At 69.1% G+C, this 5,132-nt stretch carries 5 protein-coding genes (1 of these 5 running past the window's edge); 3 read left to right on the top strand and 2 right to left on the bottom strand.

Features of this window, described 5'->3' with window-relative positions; all coding sequences use genetic code 11:
• Nucleotides 1-528, bottom strand: the 5' portion of a protein-coding gene (locus ACTJKJ_RS27135) for a LysR family transcriptional regulator (RefSeq protein WP_440823269.1). Its footprint begins 366 nt before the window's first position; the window shows 528 of its 894 coding nt (coding positions 1-528); the start codon lies at nucleotides 526-528; the stop codon falls past the left edge of the window.
• Nucleotides 529-668: 140 nt separating this feature from the next.
• On the opposite strand from ACTJKJ_RS27135, the gene ACTJKJ_RS27130 reads away from it, so the two are divergent.
• The 3 genes from ACTJKJ_RS27130 to leuD are packed head-to-tail and all read left to right on the top strand — an operon-like array spanning nucleotide 669 to nucleotide 3,900.
• On the top strand, nucleotides 669-1,721 hold the full coding sequence (locus ACTJKJ_RS27130; protein ID WP_440823267.1) for an alpha/beta fold hydrolase: 1,053 nt from the start codon (nucleotides 669-671) through the stop codon (nucleotides 1,719-1,721).
• Nucleotides 1,718-3,265, top strand: a complete 1,548-nt coding sequence (leuC, locus tag ACTJKJ_RS27125; RefSeq protein WP_440823265.1) for a 3-isopropylmalate dehydratase large subunit — start codon at nucleotides 1,718-1,720, stop codon at nucleotides 3,263-3,265. Before ACTJKJ_RS27130 ends, leuC begins: the two co-directional genes overlap by 4 nt.
• Nucleotides 3,262-3,900 (top strand): 3-isopropylmalate dehydratase small subunit, encoded by a 639-nt coding sequence (leuD, locus tag ACTJKJ_RS27120; RefSeq protein WP_440823263.1) that lies wholly within the window; start codon nucleotides 3,262-3,264, stop codon nucleotides 3,898-3,900. The genes leuC and leuD overlap by 4 nt, the downstream gene beginning before the upstream one ends.
• Before the next feature lie 54 nt (nucleotides 3,901-3,954).
• On the opposite strand, the gene ACTJKJ_RS27115 is transcribed toward leuD, so the two are convergent.
• Nucleotides 3,955-4,935: an IS110 family transposase gene (locus ACTJKJ_RS27115; protein ID WP_440819474.1), complete on the bottom strand. Its 981-nt coding sequence runs from the start codon at nucleotides 4,933-4,935 to the stop codon at nucleotides 3,955-3,957.
• Nucleotides 4,936-5,132: the final 197 nt, after the last annotated feature.

The following is a 5,132-nucleotide window of genomic DNA, read 5'->3' as shown; positions in this document are numbered from 1 at the left end:
GCCAGCGCGCTTGAGGTAGGCCGGCGCGGCGCACAGCACGCGACGGTTGCGCGCCAGCAGCCGCGCGGTCAGGCGCGCATCCGGCGGCGTGCCGACCAGCACCTGCAGGTCCACGCCCTGCTCGATCAGGTTGACCGGCCGGTCGGTGAGCTCGAGCTGCACCTCCACGTCCGGGAACTGCCGCGCGAAGCGCGACAACGCCGGCGCCACGTGCTTGCGACCGAACCCGAAACTCGCCGACACCCGCAGCAGCCCCTTCGGCGCCGCCCGGCTCCCAGCCACCGTGCGCTCCAGCGCCTCGAGCTCTTCCAGCACGCGCGCGCCGTCGACGAGGTAGGTCTCGCCCTCCGGCGTCAGGCCGATGCGGCGCGTGGTGCGCTGCAGCAGTTGGACACCCAGCCGGCGCTCGATCGCGGCCAGCCGCTTGCTGACGGCCGGCGGCGTGACACCCAGCTGCTGCGCCGCGGCGGCCAGGCTGCCTTGCTTCACCAGCAGCGCGAAGAAGGCCAGGTCGGAGAATCCGTCCATTGATGAACTCCAGGAATGAAAGAACTGCCGGACCGGAAATTATGTGCCTGCGATTCACTTCCAGAATCGGGGCCGACATGGGCCATCGACCGCTGCCCGTTGACCGTCAATCCTCGACAGCGATCCCCTCTGGAGACCGCATGCCGCCCTTCCCCGTCATGGACACCCCACCGGCTTCATCCGTCTTCACCGACGTGCCGGAAACCATCGCCGGGCGCGGCGCACTCGACGCGCTGTTCCCCGGCTTCCACCACATTCGCGTTGCCACCGCCAATGGCGTGCATGTGGAAGCGACCGTCGGCGGCTCGGGCCCGCCACTGCTCCTGCTGCACGGCCATCCGCAGACGCGCGCGATCTGGCACAAGGTCGCGCCGGCGCTGGCGGAGCGTTTCACCGTCGTCGCCGCCGACCTGCGCGGGTATGGCGATTCATCGAAGCCGCCAGCGTCGACATCGACATCGACATCGACATCGGCATCGGCATCGGCGACCGACGCATCCGCCTACAGCAAACGGACGATGGCGGCGGACATGCTGGCGGTGATGCGGGCGCTCGGTCACGCGCGCTTCGACGTGCTGGCGCACGACCGCGGCGCGCGCGTCGCGCACCGGCTCGCGATGGATGCCCCGACGGCCGTGCGGCGGCTGGCGCTGCTGGACATCGCACCGACCCTGGACATGTACGCCGGCGCCAACGACGCCTTCGCGCGCGCCTACTGGCACTGGTTCTTCCTGATCCAGCCGGCGCCGCTGCCCGAGCGCCTCATCGAGGCCGATCCCGCCGCCTATGTCCGCGACGTGATGGGCCGCCGCAGCGCGGGCCTGGCGCCCTTCGATCCGCTGGCCCTGTCGGAGTACCAGCGCTGCCTCGCGCTGCCGGGCACCGCGCGCGGCCTCTGCGAGGACTACCGCGCCAGCGCCGGCATCGACCTGGTCCACGACCGCGAAGACCGCGACGCCGGACGACGGCTCGCCATGCCGCTGCTGGCGCTGTGGGGCGAGCACGGCGTCGTGCATCGCTGCTTCGATCCGCTGGCGCTGTGGCGACCGCTGGCGACGGACCTGCGCGGCGAGGCCCTGCCCTGCGGCCACTACATCCCCGAGGAAGCGCCGCAGGCGCTGCTCGATCGGGTCCTGCCCTTCTTCACCGCGCAGGACCGCGACATCGCCGCCGACGAGGAGCGCCAGCCATGACCGCCACCAACGCCGTGACCGGCACGACCCGCACCACGGACGCCGCGGACGCAAAGGCCGTCAGCGACTCGCCCGTCGCGACGCCCGATCCCAAGTCCTCGAACGCCCCGCCGCGCACCCTCTACCGCAAGCTGGTCGACAGCCACACGGTGGCGACGCTCGACGCGCAGAACGTGCTGCTGTTCTGCGACCTGCACCTGATGAACGAGTACACCAGCCCCCAGGCCTTCACCGGCCTGCGCGAGCAAGGCCGCGGCGTGCCGATGCCGGGACAGCAGGTCGCGGTGGTGAGCCACATCATCCCGACGCATGCGGTGCCATCGGCCCTGCGCGTGATCGCCGACCCGCCTTCGGCGCTGCAGGCGAGCAACCTCAAGGCCAATTGCGACCGTCACGGCATCCGCCTCTTCGACACGACCGACGCCCTGCAGGGCATCGAGCACGTGGTCGCACCGGAGCACGGGATGATCCGCCCTGGCATGGTCGTCATCTGCGGCGACAGCCACACGACCACCTATGGCGCGCTCGGCGCGCTGGGCTTCGGCATCGGCACCACCGAGGTCGAGCATGTGCTGGCGACGCAGACGCTGGTCTACCGGGTCGCCAGGGACATGCGGATCCGCGTCGACGGCGCGCTGCCCGCGGGCACGACGGCCAAGGACCTGGTGCTGGCGATCATCGGCCGCATCGGCGCGCAGGGGGCGCGCGGCTACGTGGTCGAGTTCTGCGGGACGACGATCGACGCGCTGTCCGTCGAGGCGCGCTTCACGCTCTGCAACATGGCCGTCGAGGCCGGGGCGCGCGGCGCGCTGGTCGCGCCCGACGCGACGGCGATCAACTACGTGCTGGCCCGCTGCCCCGACCTCGCCGGCGAATGGCGCGAACCCGCGCTCGTGCACTGGCGCACGCTGCGCAGCGATCCGGGCGCGCGCTTCGATGCCGAGCACTGCTTCGACGCGGCCGACATCGCGCCGCAGGTCACCTGGGGCACCAGTCCCGACCAGGTCGCGCCGATCGACGGCCACGCGCCCGACCCGGCCCGGATGGCCGTCGGCCCGGCGCGAGACAGCGCCGAACGCGCGCTGCGCTACACGCGGCTCGAGCCCGGCGTGGCGCTGGCGGGCACGCCGATCCAGCATGTCTTCATCGGCTCCTGCACCAATGGCCGCATCGAGGACCTGCGCGCCGCCGCTGCCGTGCTGCGCGGCCGCCGCGTCGCGCCGGGCGTGCGCGCGATGGTGGTGCCGGGCTCCGGCGCGGTGCGCGCGATGGCGGAGGCGGAAGGCCTGGATCGCGTCTTCCTCGATGCGGGCCTCGAATGGCGCCAGCCCGGCTGCTCGATGTGCCTGGCGATGAACGACGACGTGCTTGCCGACGGCATCCGCTGCGCCTCGACGACCAATCGCAACTTCGAGGGCCGGCAAGGGCGCGGCGCGATCACCCACCTGATGAGTCCGGCGATGGCCGCCGCCGCCGCGGTCACCGGCCGCCTGACCGATGTCCGCCGACTGCCGCCCGTCCTCGGCGAGGAGAGCCCGCGATGAATCCCGTCCGCCGCATCGAGGGCCGCAGCGCGGCCCTGCGCCTGGAGAACCTCGACACCGACCAGATCATGCCCAAGCAGTTCCTGCGCGGCATCGACAAGCAGGGGCTGCGCCAGGGCCTGTTCCACGACCTGCGCTTCGACGGCGAGGGACGCCAGCGGCCCGGCTTCGTGCTGAACCAGCCCGCCTACGCCGGGGTGTCCGTGCTCATCGGCGGCAACAACTTCGGCTGCGGGTCCAGCCGGGAGCACGCTGTCTGGGGCCTGCAGCAGGCCGGCATCCGCGCCGTCGTCGCGCCGGGGTTCGGCGAGATCTTCTATTCGAATGCGATGGGGAACGGGCTGCTGCTGGTGACGCTGCCGGAGGCCGAGGTGCGCCGGCTCATGGACGAGGCGGACGCGGTGCCGCGGAACACCGTCGAGATCGATGTGGAGACGCTCACGCTGCGCAGCGCCGGGGGCGTCGAGGCTCGATTCGAGATGCTGCCGCGGCACCAGCGGATGCTGCTCGAGGGGCTCGATGCGATCGGGCTCTCGATGACCTACCGCGATCGGATCGAGGCCTTCGCGGCCGCGCATTGGGCGGCGCAACCGTGGCTCAAGGACGTGGCCCGGGCAAGCGGCGGCAAGCGCTGATTAACTCCCTCTCCCGCTTGCGGGAGAGCAACTGTGTTCCAAGTCAAGCGCTAATCAGGCTAGCGCGGGCTGTGGATAAGAGGGCTGCCAAGCGGTGCCGGACTTGATGACGGCGTTGATGATGGTGAGCAGCTTGTGCATGCAGGCGGTCAGCGCCACCTTCTTAGGCTTGCCCGCTTGCACCAGTCGTTCGTAGAAGCTCCTGAGGACAGGGTCATAACGCACAGCGCTGAGCGAAGCCATGTACAGCGCCGAACGGACATTGGCCCGTCCACCCCAGGTGGAGCGCCGACCCTTGAATGTGCCGCTGTCGTTGTTCAACGGCGCCACACCCACGAGTTTGGCGATCTCGCGTCGCTTGAGTTGGCCGAGTTCGGGCAGCGCAGCCATCAGCATCGCTTGTGTGCCTGGCCCCACTCCCTTGAGCCCTTTGAGCAACTCCAGCTTGTCCTTGAAGTGCTCCTTCAGGAAGCCGCCCGCATCGTCATCGATCTTTCCGATTTGGTGGTCCAGCATCTTCAGAATGGTGCGAATGCTCTTGCGCTGCGACGCGTGCATGCTCGCCAATCGGTTGTGCTCAGCCACCCGCATGGCCACGAGCTGACTGCGCCGCGTCACCATGGCTAGCAGTGTCTCCTGCGCGTCCGTGGGCAGTTTGTAGAGCAGTCGCTCGCGCCGGTCGCTGGCATGCAGCGTGCGCGCAAACTGCGACAGCATCTTCGCGTCCGTGCGGTCCGTCTTGGCCAGGTAGCCCATCGCTTTGGCGAAGTCATGCGCCTGGCGCGGATTGATCACCATGACGGCCAAACCATGCGCGCACAGCATCGCCGCCGCCGGCTGCTCCAGCCCACCGGTGGCTTCCAGCAGAACGACTCCCACGCGCTCGCGCATCTCAGTGAGCATCGCCAACAGCGACTTCAAACCGGGCTCATCGTTGCTGAAGGTCTGCGTCTTGTCCCTGTCATTCAAGGCCACCTCAAGCGTGGCTTTGGAAACATCGATACCAACAAAAATCAGTTCAGGTGCGCCTGCCATTTCCCATCCTTGCAAATTCGAGGTCCGAGCACGCCAGTGCATGTCGGCCGTCCAGCAACTGTTCGGGCTTGCTCAACAGACGGCCAGTCGTCCACGCCAAATGCTCTCCCACGGGCTAGGTATCCCAGAGGGCAGACGGGCTGTGGACAACTGCCAAAACAAACCTGTGTGTACTCTCAAAACGAAAGATACAAGGG

Source organism: Roseateles sp. 22389 (assembly GCF_052044995.1).
In the GTDB taxonomy this organism is placed as follows: Bacteria; Pseudomonadota; Gammaproteobacteria; order Burkholderiales; family Burkholderiaceae_C; genus Roseateles.
This window is presented reverse-complemented; position numbering and strand designations above follow the sequence as displayed.